At 61.7% G+C, this 13,590-nt stretch carries 13 protein-coding genes; 5 read left to right on the top strand and 8 right to left on the bottom strand.

Features of this window, described 5'->3' with window-relative positions; genetic code table 11:
• Positions 1 to 148: 148 nt before the first annotated feature.
• The gene (locus IMW75_RS20605) at positions 149 to 1,375 is read left to right on the top strand and encodes a 3-hydroxyacyl-CoA dehydrogenase (RefSeq protein ID WP_205893586.1); all 1,227 of its coding nucleotides are present in this window, start codon (positions 149 to 151) and stop codon (positions 1,373 to 1,375) included.
• 175 nt (positions 1,376 to 1,550) lie between these two features.
• A complete protein-coding gene (locus IMW75_RS20600; protein ID WP_045061326.1) occupies positions 1,551 to 1,970 on the top strand; it encodes an acyl-CoA thioesterase in 420 nt (139 codons plus the stop codon).
• 69 nt (positions 1,971 to 2,039) lie between these two features.
• Here the strand turns inward: IMW75_RS20600 and IMW75_RS20595 are convergent, their stop codons facing one another.
• The 4 genes from IMW75_RS20595 to IMW75_RS20580 all read right to left on the bottom strand — a co-directional run bounded on the left by IMW75_RS20595 (position 2,040) and on the right by IMW75_RS20580 (position 7,027).
• Positions 2,040 to 2,525, bottom strand: a complete 486-nt coding sequence (locus IMW75_RS20595) for a glycine zipper domain-containing protein (RefSeq protein ID WP_045061327.1) — start codon at positions 2,523 to 2,525, stop codon at positions 2,040 to 2,042.
• Positions 2,526 to 2,863: 338 nt separating this feature from the next.
• Entirely contained in the window at positions 2,864 to 5,212 is a 2,349-nt protein-coding gene (locus IMW75_RS20590; RefSeq protein ID WP_205893585.1) for an FdhF/YdeP family oxidoreductase, read from the bottom strand.
• On the bottom strand, positions 5,209 to 6,048 hold the full coding sequence (gene fdhD, locus IMW75_RS20585; RefSeq protein WP_205893584.1) for a formate dehydrogenase accessory sulfurtransferase FdhD: 840 nt from the start codon (positions 6,046 to 6,048) through the stop codon (positions 5,209 to 5,211). The genes IMW75_RS20590 and fdhD overlap by 4 nt, the downstream gene beginning before the upstream one ends.
• Before the next feature lie 91 nt (positions 6,049 to 6,139).
• A complete protein-coding gene (locus IMW75_RS20580; RefSeq protein ID WP_045061330.1) occupies positions 6,140 to 7,027 on the bottom strand; it encodes a LysR family transcriptional regulator in 888 nt (295 codons plus the stop codon).
• Positions 7,028 to 7,165: 138 nt separating this feature from the next.
• Between IMW75_RS20580 and lysM the strand changes: the two genes are divergently transcribed.
• The gene (lysM, locus tag IMW75_RS20575) at positions 7,166 to 7,615 is read left to right on the top strand and encodes a peptidoglycan-binding protein LysM (protein ID WP_045061331.1); all 450 of its coding nucleotides are present in this window, start codon (positions 7,166 to 7,168) and stop codon (positions 7,613 to 7,615) included.
• Positions 7,616 to 7,668: 53 nt separating this feature from the next.
• On the opposite strand, the gene yrfG is transcribed toward lysM, so the two are convergent.
• Positions 7,669 to 8,331, bottom strand: coding sequence for a GMP/IMP nucleotidase (gene yrfG, locus IMW75_RS20570; RefSeq protein ID WP_205893583.1), 663 nt, complete (start codon positions 8,329 to 8,331; stop codon positions 7,669 to 7,671).
• A gap of 90 nt (positions 8,332 to 8,421) precedes the next feature.
• On the opposite strand from yrfG, the gene nudE reads away from it, so the two are divergent.
• Both nudE and cysQ read left to right on the top strand, forming a co-directional pair.
• The gene (gene nudE, locus IMW75_RS20565; RefSeq protein WP_045061333.1) at positions 8,422 to 8,988 is read left to right on the top strand and encodes an ADP compounds hydrolase NudE; all 567 of its coding nucleotides are present in this window, start codon (positions 8,422 to 8,424) and stop codon (positions 8,986 to 8,988) included.
• Entirely contained in the window at positions 8,985 to 9,812 is an 828-nt protein-coding gene (cysQ, locus tag IMW75_RS20560) for a 3'(2'),5'-bisphosphate nucleotidase CysQ (protein WP_205893582.1), read from the top strand. Before nudE ends, cysQ begins: the two co-directional genes overlap by 4 nt.
• Before the next feature lie 39 nt (positions 9,813 to 9,851).
• Here the strand turns inward: cysQ and IMW75_RS20555 are convergent, their stop codons facing one another.
• From IMW75_RS20555 to IMW75_RS20545, 3 genes are read right to left on the bottom strand one after another with little or no spacing between them, the layout of a single operon-like run.
• Positions 9,852 to 10,307 (bottom strand): thioesterase domain-containing protein, encoded by a 456-nt coding sequence (locus IMW75_RS20555; RefSeq protein ID WP_205893581.1) that lies wholly within the window; start codon positions 10,305 to 10,307, stop codon positions 9,852 to 9,854.
• Positions 10,308 to 10,345: 38 nt separating this feature from the next.
• Positions 10,346 to 11,740: a sigma-54-dependent transcriptional regulator gene (locus IMW75_RS20550; protein WP_205893580.1), complete on the bottom strand. Its 1,395-nt coding sequence runs from the start codon at positions 11,738 to 11,740 to the stop codon at positions 10,346 to 10,348.
• Positions 11,737 to 13,545 carry a sensor histidine kinase gene (locus IMW75_RS20545; protein WP_045061337.1) on the bottom strand — a complete coding sequence of 603 codons (1,809 nt, stop codon included), beginning with the start codon at positions 13,543 to 13,545 and terminating at the stop codon, positions 11,737 to 11,739. Before IMW75_RS20545 ends, IMW75_RS20550 begins: the two co-directional genes overlap by 4 nt.
• Positions 13,546 to 13,590: the final 45 nt, after the last annotated feature.

Genomic DNA, 13,590 nt, shown 5'->3' with positions numbered 1-13,590 from the left:
AGCAAGCTCGCTCCTACAGGGGTTTTGGCGTCTGGGCAAACAGCGTATCCATCTGCTGAATGTCCCCCATCACAGGAATAAATTTCAAAAATGAACGGTGGCTGACTATGGTGAGGGCTGTCTTTGGATCGCCAACAAGAGAACAACCATGAGCCAGACACCGTTCAACATTCAGCGCGCCGCCGTGATTGGCGCGGGCACCATGGGCCGGGGCATTGTGATGTGCCTGGTGAATGCCGGGGTGCCAGTGCAGTGGGTCGATAATAATCCGCAGATGCTCGAGCAAGCCCTGGCAAGCGTGGCAGATACCTGCGCTCACAATGTTCGCCAGGGCCGTATCGATCAGGCCGAAGCGGATGCGCGTGTTGGGCGGGTCACTGCCGTTGCCGATTATGCGGCCATTGCTGATGTAGACCTGGTGATCGAAGCGGTGTACGAGAACCTTGAGCTCAAGCAGAAGATCTTCCGGGAGCTGGACGCTCTGCTCAAGCCCGAAGCGATTCTGGCGAGTAATACCTCGGCGCTGGATATCGACGCCATCGCTGCAGTCACCGGCCGTCCCGGGCAGGTATTGGGGCTGCATTTCTTCAGCCCGGCGCACATCATGAAACTGCTGGAAATCGTCCGCGGTGCGAACACTGCGCCGGCGGTACTGGAAGCGGCGCTGGCGCTGGGTAAGCGCATGAGCAAGGTCAGCGTGGTGGCCGGCAACTGCGACGGTTTCATCGGCAACCGCATGCTCAATACCTACGTGCTCGAAGCACGCAAGATGCTGCTCGAGGGCGCCTATCCCCATCAGGTCGATGCGGCGCTGCAAGGTTTTGGTTTTGCCATGGGCCCTTTCCGCATGTACGACGTGGTTGGCGTCGATCTGGGGTGGCGCGCCAGGCAACTGGCGGGTGTTGGCCAGGATGCGCCTGAGGTGCAGGTCGATAACCGCTTGTGCGAGCTGGGTCGCTTCGGCCAAAAGAGCGGCAATGGTTATTATCACTATGAAGCCGGCAGCCGCCAGGCAGAGCACGACGTAGAGGTCGATGCGCTGGTGCTGGAGGTCAGCGAGGGATTGGGCTATCAACGCCGTGAGATCTCGCCTGAGGAGGTCCTGGAGCGCTCCTTGCTGGCATTGGTCAATGAAGGCGCGAAGATTCTTGAGGAAGGCATCGCCGGATCGGCCCACGATATCGATCTGGTCTACCTCAACGGCTATGGCTTCCCGGCCGACAAGGGCGGCCCGATGGCCTGGGCCGATCAGCAGGGGCTGGCGGATATTCATCAGCGGTTGCTGGCGTTGGAAACTCGCCAGGGCGATCACTGGAATCCGGCCCGGTTGATTGGTGAGTTGGCGGCGACCGGCAAGGGGTTTGCCGACAGGTGATCACTACAGTGCTCTTGCGGGCGCCATCGCCAGCAGGCTGGCTCCCACATGGAATTGTGGGTGTTCTTAAACCTTGAGTTGAAACCCGATTGACTGTGGGAGCCAGCCTGCTGGCGAAGAATGCTGAAGCAGTATTAGCTTTAGAATTGGAATTCAATCCAGGGAAACGACGCCAATGCCTCAACGCTGCGAATACCCGCATTTCCAGCCCATCACCACCCGCTGGCATGACAACGATGCCTACGGCCACGTCAACAACGTGACCTACTACAGTTTCTTTGATACCGCGGTGAACACCTACCTGATTGAAGTCGGCGGCCTGGATATCCATGACGGCGAAGTCGTCGGTTTTGTCGTGAGCTCGGCCTGCGATTATTTCGCCTCGATTGCGTTCCCGGACCGGATTGAAATCGGCCTGCGCGTAGGCAAGCTGGGCAACAGTTCGGTGCAATACGAACTGGCGGTGTTCAAGGCGGGTGAAGACGAGGCCTGTGCAGCAGGGCGCTTTGTGCATGTGTTCGTCGATCGCGGGTCGAATCAGCCGGTGGCGATTCCTGGCGGGTTACGCGGGGCGCTGGAGCGATTGGTGGTTTGACTGGCAAAAAAAATCGCAGCCCTTGGGCTGCGATTTTTCGATCTACCGATAACCGAGGCGATTGATGCCTCAGTCGCGATAGCGATGTTTGTTCTTGCGGTGGCCGTAGGCATGACCGCGACCCCGATGGTCATCGCGATAGTAGCGACGATCATCACGGCCACCGCGATAAGAGCGACGATTATCGTCCTCATCGCTCTTGTTGCCCATGTAGTTGCCGAGTGCGCCACCGGCGCCACCGCCCGCTGCGGAGCCGATCAGGCTGCCTGTGGTGCCGCCCATGCTGCGGCCGACCACGTTACCGCCGGCTGCGCCCAGCGCACCACCGATGGCGGCTTCGCCACGGCTGCGTTTGTCTGCGCCGACGGCACTACCACCCGCGCCGCCCAGGGCCGCGCCAATGGTTGAACCAGTATTGCCGCCTAACGATTGACCGACGACTGAGCCCAAAACCCCGCCCAATGCGCCGCCCACGCCTGCTTCGGTGGTGCCTCCGGCAGAAGCGAAGCCACTGACCAGGCCAAGGGACAACAAGAGAATCGAGGAGAACTTCATAGAGGAACCTCAAGGGGATGACGGCGCGATCCTGAGGCTGGGAGATACTGGTTACAATCGAAATCCGACGAGTGACACGACTTGTACACAATTGCGTAAGTTACTGTTTTTTGGGCGGAACTTAATGCTTTTTCGCTGGTCTTTATCTACTTCAGACAGGCCGTTTCCACACAGAAATGGCCTTTTTTGTGGGCGATTGAAAAGTGATTGCCCGTGTTGATGCTATCGCGGGCAGGCCTTGCTCCCACAAGGCCCTGCACTCAGCAAAATCATCTGAACCACATAACACGGTGGGAGCAAGGCTTGCCCGCGATGGCGGCAGAACTGTCGAGCGATACCTATGCTGACCTGGCCATGATCAAACCGGATTCGCTTGCCGCTTCCAACCGGATCGCCACGAACTTCGACGTCGGTGTGTGGCTGCCATCCCCCGTGCTTTCCAACGGCACCAGAGGATTCACCTCCGGATAATAAGCGGCAGCCTGTCCCGCCGGGATATCAAACGCCAGCAACGTAAAACCCTTCACCCGGCGCTCACGCCCATCGTCCCAGATTGAAACGATGTCCGCCTTCTGTCCAGGCTTGAAGCCCAGGCGGATGATGTCGGCTTCGTTGACAAACAGCACGTCGCGCTGCCCCTTGACCCCGCGATACCGGTCATCGAGCCCGTAGATCGTGGTGTTGTACTGATCGTGGGAACGCATCGACTGCATGATCAGATCCGGCAGCACGCCCGTGGCGCGCGTCCGTTCGTGAACCAAGTCCTTGGGCAGGATATTGGGGCGGAAACTGGCCCGGCCCGACGCCGTATTCCACTTGCGGGCACCGGCGCTGTTGCCCAGGTAAAAACCGCCTGGATTCTTCACTTTCTCGTTGAAGTCCTTGAAACCTGGAATGGTATCGGCGATCAGGTCGCGAATGCGGTCGTAGTCGGCCACCAGCCAGCTCCAGTCCACGGGCCGGCTGCCCAGGGTAGCGGCGGCGATACCGGCGATGATCGACGGCTCCGAGCGCATCTGGTTTGACAGCGGTTGCAACTGGCCGTTGGAGGCATGGACCATGCTGAACGAGTCTTCAACGGTCACCGCTTGCGGGCCTTCGGTCTGGATATCGATATCGGTGCGACCCAGGCACGGCAGGATCAGCGCGTCCTTGCCGTGGGCCAGATGGCTGCGGTTGAGCTTGGTGCTGATCTGCACGGTCAGGTCGCAGCTGCTCAGCGCCTTGAAGGTGCGTGGGCTGTCCGGCGTGGCTTGGGCGAAGTTGCCGCCCAGGCCGATGAACACCTTGGCGCGACCCTCGGCCATTGCATGAATCGCCTCGACCACGTTGTGGCCGCTCTCGCGCGGCACCTTGAACTGGAAGCGACGTTCCAGGGAGTCGAGGAACGCCACCGGCGGACGTTCGTTGATGCCCATGGTCCGGTCGCCTTGCACGTTGCTATGGCCACGCACCGGACACAGGCCGGCGCCTGGGCGACCGATGTTGCCGCGCAGCAGCATCAGGTTGGCGATTTCCTGAATCGTCGGCACGGAATGACGGTGTTGGGTAATCCCCATCGCCCAGCACATGATCACGTTCTTGCCCGAGGCGTACATCCGTGCCGCTTGCTCGATCTCCACCAGGGCAAGGCCGGATTGCTCGACGATCTGCTCCCATGGCGTGTCATCGATGGCGCCCATGTACTCCAGCACATTGACGCTGTGCTCATTGAGGAAGTCGTGGTCGAACACGGCGGGCCCGCCAGTCTTCTGCGCGTCGCGCTCCCATTGCAGCAGGAATTTGGCCATGCCGCGCAGCAAGGCCATGTCGCCGCCGAGCGCCGGCCGGAAGTACGCGGTATTGGTCGGCTTGTCGCCATTGGTGAGCATTTCGATCGGGTGCTGCGGATGCTGGAAGCGTTCCAGCCCACGCTCTTTCAACGGGTTGACGCACACCACCTGGGCGCCGCGCTTGACCGCTTCACGCAGCGGCTCCAGCATCCGGGGGTGGTTGGTGCCGGGGTTCTGGCCCCAGACAAATATCGCATCGGCGTGTTCGAAATCGTCGAACGTCACCGTGCCTTTACCCACGCCGACACTCTGCGCCAACGCCACGCCGCTGGCCTCGTGGCACATGTTCGAACAATCGGGGAAGTTGTTGGTGCCATAGGCGCGCACAAACAATTGATACAGGTAGGCCGCTTCGTTACTGGCGCGCCCCGAAGTGTAGAACTCGGCCTGATCCGGGCTCGAGAGGCCCTGCAGATGTTTGCCGATCAGGGCGAAGGCGGCTTCCCAGGTGATCGGCTTGTAGCGATCGGTCTCGGCGTCGTAGCTCATCGGTTCGGTCAGGCGGCCCTGATATTCCAGCCAGTAGTCACTTTGCTCCAGCAGCGAGCTGACGCTGTGTTTGGCGAAGAAGGCCGCATCCACCCGGCGCTTGGTCGCTTCCCAGTTCACGGCTTTGGCGCCGTTCTCACAGAACTTCACCATGCCGCTTTCCGGCGAGTCGCCCCAGGCGCAACCCGGGCAGTCAAAGCCGCCGTTCTGGTTGGTCTTGAGCATCATGCGCAGGTTCTTCAGCGCGTTGTCGCTGGTCAGCCACGCCTGGGCCACACTGATCAGCGCGCCCCAGCCACCGGCCGGGCCTTTGTAGGGCTTGTAGCGGGGGACGGGTTTCTGGTCGGCTTGATGATGTTGGCTCACGTGAGGTTCTCCATCGCAGGGCTGTAGACCCGCGGCGCACTTTTCTGCGGCAGGTGGATGAGATTGAGGTTGTGTCGGCGCGCCCATTGCACAGCAAGGCCCGTAGGCGAAGACAGGCTGACAAGGGTCTGGATGCCTGCGCGCAACACTTTCTGGATCAGTTCGAGGCTGCAGCGGCTGGTGACGATCGCCAGCCCCGCGCCAATCGGGATGTCCTGGCGGATCAGGCCACCAATCAGCTTGTCGAGGGCGTTATGCCGGCCGATATCTTCGCGACCCAGCAACAACTCGCCCCGATCATTCATGAACACCGCGGCATGTACTGCTCCGCAGTGTTGGCCAAGGGGCTGGAAAGCACCGATGCGCTGGCGCAAGCCGTCGAGCCAGGCAATCGGAGGCAATGGCGCGCCGGGCAATACTTTCAGGTCTGGCAACGCCTGCTCGACCGCCTCCACTCCGCACAACCCGCAACCGCTGGTTCCGGCCAGTTGCCGGCGTTGCTGCTTGAGGTTCCAGAATGCACGGTTGGCGATAGTGACTTGCGCGTACTGCGCCGAGCCGGAGCCGCTGAGTTGCAGGTCGTAGATGTCGGCGGGGTCGTTGACGATGCCGCTGCCGAGGCTGAAACCGACGATGAAGTCTTCCAGGTCGGTTGGGGTCACCAGCATCACGGCCTGGCTGATGCCGTTGTAGGCAATCGCCAGCGCAACTTCCTCGGCCAGCTCGGTATTGGCCGATCCGGAAGCATCAAGGTTGTTGTAGCTGTAAGTCTGACTCGCAGCGGGCGCGGGCGTTTCGAGGGCAGGCGCCGCGCAGGCTGGGCGCTTGGCGTTCATGGCATCACCACGGTTTGATCAGCTTTAAGCCTAGGCGCGTCAAACGGTCGCGTCTAATCGCTAATACTGATGTGCCGATAGATGGCGTCGATCAAGCGTCCGTGGATGATTTTTGATAAATCGCAAAACACGCCTCGGCCAGTGCCGATCGAGGGGCGCTGCGCCGCATGATCAACCCCAGGCGCGCGAGAGTCTGGGCGTTTTCAATGGGTTGCAGGCGCAGGTGGTCGGTGAGGTTTTCCAGGCCGCCATCCAGCGGCATCACGGCGCAACACAAGCCGCCGTGCACAGCTTGTAACAGTTGATGCACGGCGTCGGTCTGCAGCAGAGGCTGGGGACTGAGGCCACGACTGTGGAAATTGTGGTCGATGGATTGGCGAAAGTGCATGCCGCTAGTCAGCATGCCCAACGGCAGTTCGATCAACGATTCCCAACTCAGCGGTGCCTCGCTGAAGCTGTAGAAACGCTGATCGTAAAGCAGGCCCATGCGGGTCTCGCTGAAGGCCAGGGAGTCGAAGCGCTCGCCGTCGAGGCGTTCCAGGTAAGACACGCCGAGGTCCAGGCGATTGTTCGCCAGTTGTTCGAGAATTTGCTCGGAGCTCAATGCAGACAACTCGAAGCGCAGGTTCGGGTGTTCCGCATGCAGGCGTTGCATCAACGGCAATGGATCGAAACTCGATAACGGCACCACCCCCAGGCGCAGGGTGCCGACCAGATTGCCGCGACAGGCAGCCGCCTCGGCTTGCAGCCCGTCGTAGGCCGCCAGCACCGTGCGCGCCCACGCCAGCACTCGCTCGCCCGGCGCGGTAAAGCCTTCAAAGCGTTGGCCGCGGTTGACCAGGGGTAATTCGAGCTCTTCTTCAAGGCTGCGCAAACGCATCGACAAGGTCGGTTGAGTGATGTGGCAGCGCGCGGCGGCCTGGCCGAAATGTCGCGTTTCGTCGAGTGCGATGAGAAATTTCAGCTGCTTGATGTCCATCTTCGCTCCAGGGCGCAGGAAGGCGCCGATTCTAGCCCCTGGCGGGAAGCGGCGTCATTGGTCGGGTTGGAACCGCAGTGTGCAAGCTTGGTCTAGGCTTTTGCGTCTGGACCCTTTTATTACCATGGAGAGCACACGATGAGCCTTTTCAGTTTTCTCAAAGAAGCCGGTGAAAAAATCCTCGATGCGCTGACGCCGGACAAGGCCGAAGCCAATAGCGAGGCGCTGACCAAGCACGTCAAGGATGCGCTGACGGGCATCGATACTTCGAAGATCCAGGTCAAGGTCGAGGGCGACAAGGTGATCGCCAGTGGTGAAGCCGCCACCCAGGAAGAGAAAGAAAAGATCCTGTTGTCCCTGGGCAACGTGGCGGGCGTCAGTGGTGTTGAAGACCAGATTACCGTGACCGGGCCAGTGATGGTGGCTGCGAAGTTTGTGGTGGTGGAGAAGGGCGATACGCTGAGCGCGATTTCCCTGCGGGTGTATGGCAATGCCAACTTGTACAACAAGATTTTCGAAGCCAACAAACCGATGCTCAAGGATGTGAACAAGATCTATCCGGGGCAGTCGTTGCGGATTCCTGAGTAAAGCTTTAGATAGCCATCGCGGGCAAGGCTTGCCCGCGATGCAGCCGACTCGGTCTAGAGCCCTGCAACAAGCTGCCTATAGTCCTCAACCGCCGCAAATTCCTCCGTGTCCTTGGGCCCTTTGCGGCTGTCCGGCTCCCGCACCGCCAGCAGATGTGCCACGCCAAAGTCCCGCGCACTGCGCAAAATCGGCAGCGTGTCGTCAATAAACAGGCTGCGCGCCGGATCGAAGCCGATATCCGCCTGCAGGGCGTCCCAGAACTGCGGATTTTCCTTGGGATAGCCGTAATCGTGGGAGCTGATCAGCCGCTCGAAGTAAGGCGCCAGTTCAATCCGTTCAAGCTTGAGTGACAGGGAATCGCGGTGGGCGTTGGTGATCATCACCACCCGCTTGCCGGCTTTTTTAATCGCCGCCAGGAACGTGTCCGCGTCCGGGCGCAGGGCGATCAGGTGCGCGGTCTCCAGTTTCAACTCGCGAACCGATAACTTCAGCTCGGTGCTCCAGAAGTCCAGGCAATACCACTGCAACTGACCGGCGTGGCGTTCGAACAGCGGCTGCAACTCCATCTCGGCCATCGCCAGGCTGACTCCATGCAGCTGTGCATAGCGTTGCGGCAGGTGCTCCAGCCAGAAATGGTTGTCAAAATGCAGGTCCAGCAAGGTGCCGTCCATGTCCAGCAAAACGGTATCGATGTCATGCCAGGGCAGCAGGGGCATAAAAAACTTCTCCAGCGGTAAAAAGGATATCCGGGGTCAACATTCAGGATAGGCCGGGTATAGTAACTCGCTATCACCCAGGAGCCGCTCATGCGCCAGAAACCTACCATCCTCGCTCGCGAGATCGTCGCCACCAGCCGCCTGTTCTGCGTCGAAGAGCTGAAGTTGCGCTTTTCCAATGGCGTCGAGCGCACTTATGAGCGACTGGTCGGCAAGGGCGCCGGTTATGGCGCGGTGATGATCGTGGCGATGCTGGACGCGGATCATGCGGTGCTGGTCGAGGAGTACTGCGGCGGCACCGATGAGTACGAGATGTCGTTGCCCAAGGGTTTGATCGAACCCGGCGAAGACGTGCTGGCGGCGGCCGAGCGCGAGCTCAAGGAGGAAGCCGGGTATGGCGCACGGCAGCTGGAACACCTGACCGAATTGTCCTTGTCGCCCGGCTACATGAGCCAGAAGATCCAGGTGGTGCTGGCCACGGACTTGTACGAGGAACGCCTGGAAGGCGACGAGCCCGAGCCGATGGGCGTAAGCAAGGTCAACCTGCGCGAGCTGTCGGCGCTGGCGCAGAACCCGCAATTCACCGAAGGCCGTGCGTTGGCCGCGCTCTATCTGGCCCGGGATCTGCTGACACAGCGTGGGGTGTACCAGCCATGAATTTCCCACATCCTCTGATGGCGCCCGTGATCGAACTGGCATTGCAGGCAGGCGACGCCATTTTGCCGTTCTGGCGCACCGGTACGGCCGTGACTGCCAAGGCCGACGATTCGCCCGTCACAGCAGCTGACCTGGCGGCTCACCATCTGATTCTGGACGGGCTGACCGCTCTGGACCCAAGCATCCCGGTGCTCTCGGAAGAAGACGCCAACATCCCCCAAAGCGTGCGCGCCGGCTGGCAGCGCTGGTGGCTGGTCGATCCGCTGGACGGGACCAAGGAATTCATCTCGGGCAGCGAGGAGTTCACCGTCAACATCGCCCTGATCGAGCAAGGCCGCGTGGTGTTTGGGGTGGTATCGATGCCGACCAATGGGCGCGTTTATGTCGGAGGCGCAGGCATGGGGGCATGGCGCGGGGATAAAGGTGCCGAGCCTTTGCCTATTCAGGTCCGCCAAGTGCCGCCGGCAGGTGAGCCTTTTACCGTAGTCGCCAGCCGCCGGCATTCGAGCCCCGAGCAGGAGCGCTTGCTTGCAGGCTTGAGCGCGAGTCTCGGTGAGCTGGAGTTGGCCAACATCGGCAGCTCATTGAAGTTTTGCCTGCTGGCCGAAGGCGCGGCGGATTGTTATCCGCGCCTGGCGCCGACTTCGCAGTGGGACACGGCGGCGGCCCAGGGAGTGCTGGAAGGTGCCGGGGGCGAGGTGCTGGAGTTGAGCGGTAAAATGTTCAGTTACCCGGCGCGGGAATCGTTGTTGAACGGGTTTTTCCTGGCGCTGCCGGCCCAGGCGTCCTGGCGACAGCAGTTGTTGGAACTGGCTCAGGGTTAACGATCGAAAACATCGCAGCCTGGCTGCGATCTTTTGATCTTAACGGTGCAAAACGTACTGCCCGCTAAACGTCACCGCATCCTCGGCACCCTCGGCATTCACAATCCGCGATTGCAGGGTCAATCTCGCCCGCCCATACCGCCGGTACATCGCCAAAAATTTCTTCCACTGCGCCGCACCGGGCGCCTGGCAAATCGCAATCGCGTCCATGGTCACCGGCAGCGGATAACTGATTTGCCCTTCCTGAATCACGATGTGCCCGTCTTCAATGCCTTCCTCGCGCAACCGCAGGTGCAACCAGCCCCAACCCGCCAGTACGGCGGCGCAATACAGGCTGCCGCCAAACATCGTGTTCTTGTGGTTGACGTTGGCCTCCAGCGGCAGGTGCAGGCGTAACTGCTGGTCGTGCCAGTCGAGCACCTTGAGGCCCATGTCCCGTGTCAGGGGAATGTCGTGGTGCAGGATGCTTTCCAGGTGACGACTGTCGAGGTTCATGAACGCTCTCTTGTAGGTGGCGGTGATTGGACGGTAGCTCAGTCGAGTTCGTCGGTGGCGGTGTGGGCGCCACCATCGGCAAAGTTGAGCCCGTGCTTGCGTAGTTTGTCGTGCAGGGTTTTGCGCGGGATGCCCAGTGCTTCCGCCAGGCTGCGGACCGAGCTGTGGGATCGCGCGAGCTCGGCCGCGATCAGGCTCTTCTCGAAGTTTTCCACCTGTTCGCTCAACCCGCCACTGATCACCTTTGCCGTGACCCCGGATGTGCCATCCGGTGCGCTGTTGTCCAGGGCCAGTTCCAGGCCCAGGGCGAAGCGCTCGGCGGCGTTTTGCAGCTCCCGTACGTTGCCTGGCCAGGTGTGGCGCAATAGCAGGGCGCGTTGACCCGGTTGCAGTTCGTGGGGAGGCAGACCGTGGCGGGCGCTGGCCTCGTTGGCGAAATGCTGGAACAGCATCAGGGCATCTTCGCCGCGCTCGCGCAAAGGCGGGATGCGCAGCGGCGCTACATTGAGGCGGTAGTACAGGTCGGCCCGGAAACGGCCTTGGTCGGCAGATTGGCGCAGGTCTTCCTTGGTCGCGGCGATGACGCGGATGTCCAGCGGGATCTGCTGGTTGCCGCCAAGGCGCTCAACCACTCGCTCTTGCAGCAGGCGCAACAGTTTGACCTGTACATCCAGGCTCATGCTCTCGATTTCATCGAGAAACAGCGTGCCGCCGTTGGCGAATTCAAACTTGCCGATGCGGCGCTTCTGCGCCCCGGTGAAAGCCCCGGGCTCGTGCCCGAACAGCTCACTCTCCACCACCGATTCAGCCAGGGCGCCGGCATTGATTGCCACGAATGGCCCGTTGCGCCGACTCGACAGATCGTGCAGCGCGCGGGCGACAACTTCCTTGCCCGCGCCGGTTTCGCCAAGGATCAGCACGTCCGCCCGGGTGGCCGCCAAGGCGCCGATCTGCTCGCGCAGGCGCGCCATTGGCGCTGAATGTCCCACCAGGCGGGCGCTCAGCTCGTTGCGATCGCTCAGTGCCAGGCGCAGGCTGCGGTTATCCAGCACCAACCGGCGCAGGGCCAGCGCCCGGCGCACGCTGTCGAGCAGGGCATCACTGGCAAAAGGTTTTTCCAGGAAGTCGTAGGCCCCGGCGCGCATCGCTTGCACCGCCAGCGGTACGTCGCCATGGCCGGTGATCAACAACACCGGCAGCTCCGGGTCCTGGGCATGCAGTTCGGTCAGCAGTTCGAGACCGTCCATGCCCGGCATGCGAATATCGCTGACCACCACGCCCGGCCAGTCTCGCTCCAGCTGGGCAGCCAGGCCCTTGGCTTCGGCCAGCGGCAGGATCTTCAGGCCGGCAAGGTCCAGCGTCTGGCTCAGGGCCTGGCGCAAGTGCGGATCGTCGTCGATCAGCACGACCTGGATGCGGTTGTCGATGGTCATGCACTTCGGTCCTCGGACGGTTGCAGGCTCACGCCCGGTGCGCCTGCGCGCAATTTCAAGGTAATCAGCGCGCCGCCTTCCTTGTGGTTGGAGAACGACAGTTCACCACCGAAGGCGCGCATCAGTGTTTCGCAGATTGCCAGCCCCAGCCCCAGGCCCTGGGTGCGGGTCTTGGTGGTGTAGAAAGGTTCGCTGGCGCGGCCCAGGGCTTCCATGCAAAAACCCGGGCCATTGTCGCGAATGTACAGGTTGACGCCTTCGGCAGTGGATTGGGCACTCAGCCACAGTTTACGCGGCGGGCCTTTTTCCGTAAGAGCGTCCAGGGCGTTCGCCAGCAAATTGCCCAGCACCTGGCGCAGGCGGGTTTCGCCGGCTTCGACCCACAAGGTGGCGGCCGGCAAATCGCGGATCAGTTCGACCTCCATGCTGCGCCGGCGCTTGGCGAGCAGGGCCAGTGCGTCGTCCAGCGCCGGTTGCAGGGCGACACTCTCCGGCGCATGGCGATCGCGGCGGGCGAATGCGCGCAAGTGGGCGATGATTGACGCCATGCGCGCGGTCAGTTCACTGATCAGTTTGAGATTGCCACGGGCATCGTCGGTGCGCTGGTGATCGAGCAGCACCTCGGCGTTTTCCGCATAGCTGCGGATCGCCGCCAGCGGCTGATTCAACTCATGACTGATGCTGGCGGACATCGTCCCCAGTGCCGACAGCTTGCCGGCCTGCACCAGGTCATCCTGGGCGCGCACCAATTCCTGCTGCGCCTGCTCGCGTTCCAGAACTTCCTCCTTGAGCCGCCGGTTGAGGCCTTCAAGGTCGCTGGTGCGCTCGGCAACCCGGCCTTCGAGTTCGCGACGGGCCTTGGCCTCGAAGGCGATTCGCTCCAGGTAATGGCGGCGGCGCTGCATCATCAGGCCGAGCAGCAGCATCAACACCAGCAGGGTGGCGCCGCCAATGGCAACGACCGTGCGCACCGGGCGGTCGATCAGGGTCCGCGGTGCGAGGATGTTCACCGTCCAGCCGGTCTCGTCGATCTGGTGGGACTGGGTCAGCCACGCATCGGGGTTGAGCTTGAGCGGCTGGGGATCGCGAGTGGGGTAGGGTTGGATCGCCGTGATCGCCTTGTTCTCCGCCTCGCTCAAGGTGCGGGTCGAACGAAAGCGCCATTCCGGCCGTGAGGTGAGAATGACCACGCCATTCTGATCGGTGGCCAACAGCTGTTCCGGGGTGTTGCCCCATAGGCTCTCGGTATGGTCGAGGTCAACCTTGACCACCAATACGCCGATGATCTTTTCGCCTTGACGAACTGCCGCCGCAAAAAAATAGCCACGCTTGGCCGAGGTCGTGCCCAGGCCGAAGAAGCGCCCAAGGCGACCGGCCATGGCTTCGCTGAAGTAGGGGCGGAAGGAAAAATTGCGCCCCACGAAGCTGTCGTGTTTGTCCCAGTTGGACGCCGCCAGGGTTTTGCCGGTGGTGTCCATCAGGTACATGACTTCGGCGCCAGTCTGGGCGCTGATGTTTTTCAGCAGGCGGTTGGCGTTGCCTTGGCTCACGCCGTCGTCCGGCGCGCCCAGGACGGCGCGCAGGGCTGGAAGCTCGCCGAGAATCTGCGGCAGCACCTCATAACGGTGCAGGGTGCCCAGCAGGTTGGCGACGTACAGGTCAAGCGTCTGGCGGTTCTGCCCGGCCAGTTCGCTGCGGTAATAGCGTTCGGCCAGATGCTCCAGCGGCCACAGCAACGGCGCCAGGCATAGCGCGAGCAGTGCGAGGCTGCGCCAGCGGGGTCTGCGGGGGAGAGTCGGGGTCATGAGGTCGAGCGCCTGTCGCGTTGATGGTCGGCATTCTTGCGCAAA

This window comes from Pseudomonas gregormendelii, assembly GCF_017114825.1.
Taxonomy (GTDB): domain Bacteria; phylum Pseudomonadota; class Gammaproteobacteria; order Pseudomonadales; family Pseudomonadaceae; genus Aquipseudomonas; species Aquipseudomonas gregormendelii.
This window is presented reverse-complemented; position numbering and strand designations above follow the sequence as displayed.

Bases quoted from the DNA above. Each gene is read 5' to 3' on its own strand.
- IMW75_RS20605 (WP_205893586.1), top strand. From the start codon at position 149: ATGAGCCAGACACCGTTCAACATTCAGCGCGCCGCCGTGATTGGCGCG.
- IMW75_RS20600 (WP_045061326.1), top strand. From the start codon at position 1,551: ATGCCTCAACGCTGCGAATACCCGCATTTCCAGCCCATCACCACCCGC.
- IMW75_RS20595 (WP_045061327.1), bottom strand. From the start codon at position 2,525: ATGAAGTTCTCCTCGATTCTCTTGTTGTCCCTTGGCCTGGTCAGTGGC.
- fdhD (WP_205893584.1), bottom strand. From the start codon at position 6,048: ATGAACGCCAAGCGCCCAGCCTGCGCGGCGCCTGCCCTCGAAACGCCC.
- IMW75_RS20580 (WP_045061330.1), bottom strand. From the start codon at position 7,027: ATGGACATCAAGCAGCTGAAATTTCTCATCGCACTCGACGAAACGCGA.
- lysM (WP_045061331.1), top strand. From the start codon at position 7,166: ATGAGCCTTTTCAGTTTTCTCAAAGAAGCCGGTGAAAAAATCCTCGAT.
- yrfG (WP_205893583.1), bottom strand. From the start codon at position 8,331: ATGCCCCTGCTGCCCTGGCATGACATCGATACCGTTTTGCTGGACATG.
- nudE (WP_045061333.1), top strand. From the start codon at position 8,422: ATGCGCCAGAAACCTACCATCCTCGCTCGCGAGATCGTCGCCACCAGC.
- cysQ (WP_205893582.1), top strand. From the start codon at position 8,985: ATGAATTTCCCACATCCTCTGATGGCGCCCGTGATCGAACTGGCATTG.
- IMW75_RS20555 (WP_205893581.1), bottom strand. From the start codon at position 10,307: ATGAACCTCGACAGTCGTCACCTGGAAAGCATCCTGCACCACGACATT.
- IMW75_RS20550 (WP_205893580.1), bottom strand. From the start codon at position 11,740: ATGACCATCGACAACCGCATCCAGGTCGTGCTGATCGACGACGATCCG.
- IMW75_RS20545 (WP_045061337.1), bottom strand. From the start codon at position 13,545: ATGACCCCGACTCTCCCCCGCAGACCCCGCTGGCGCAGCCTCGCACTG.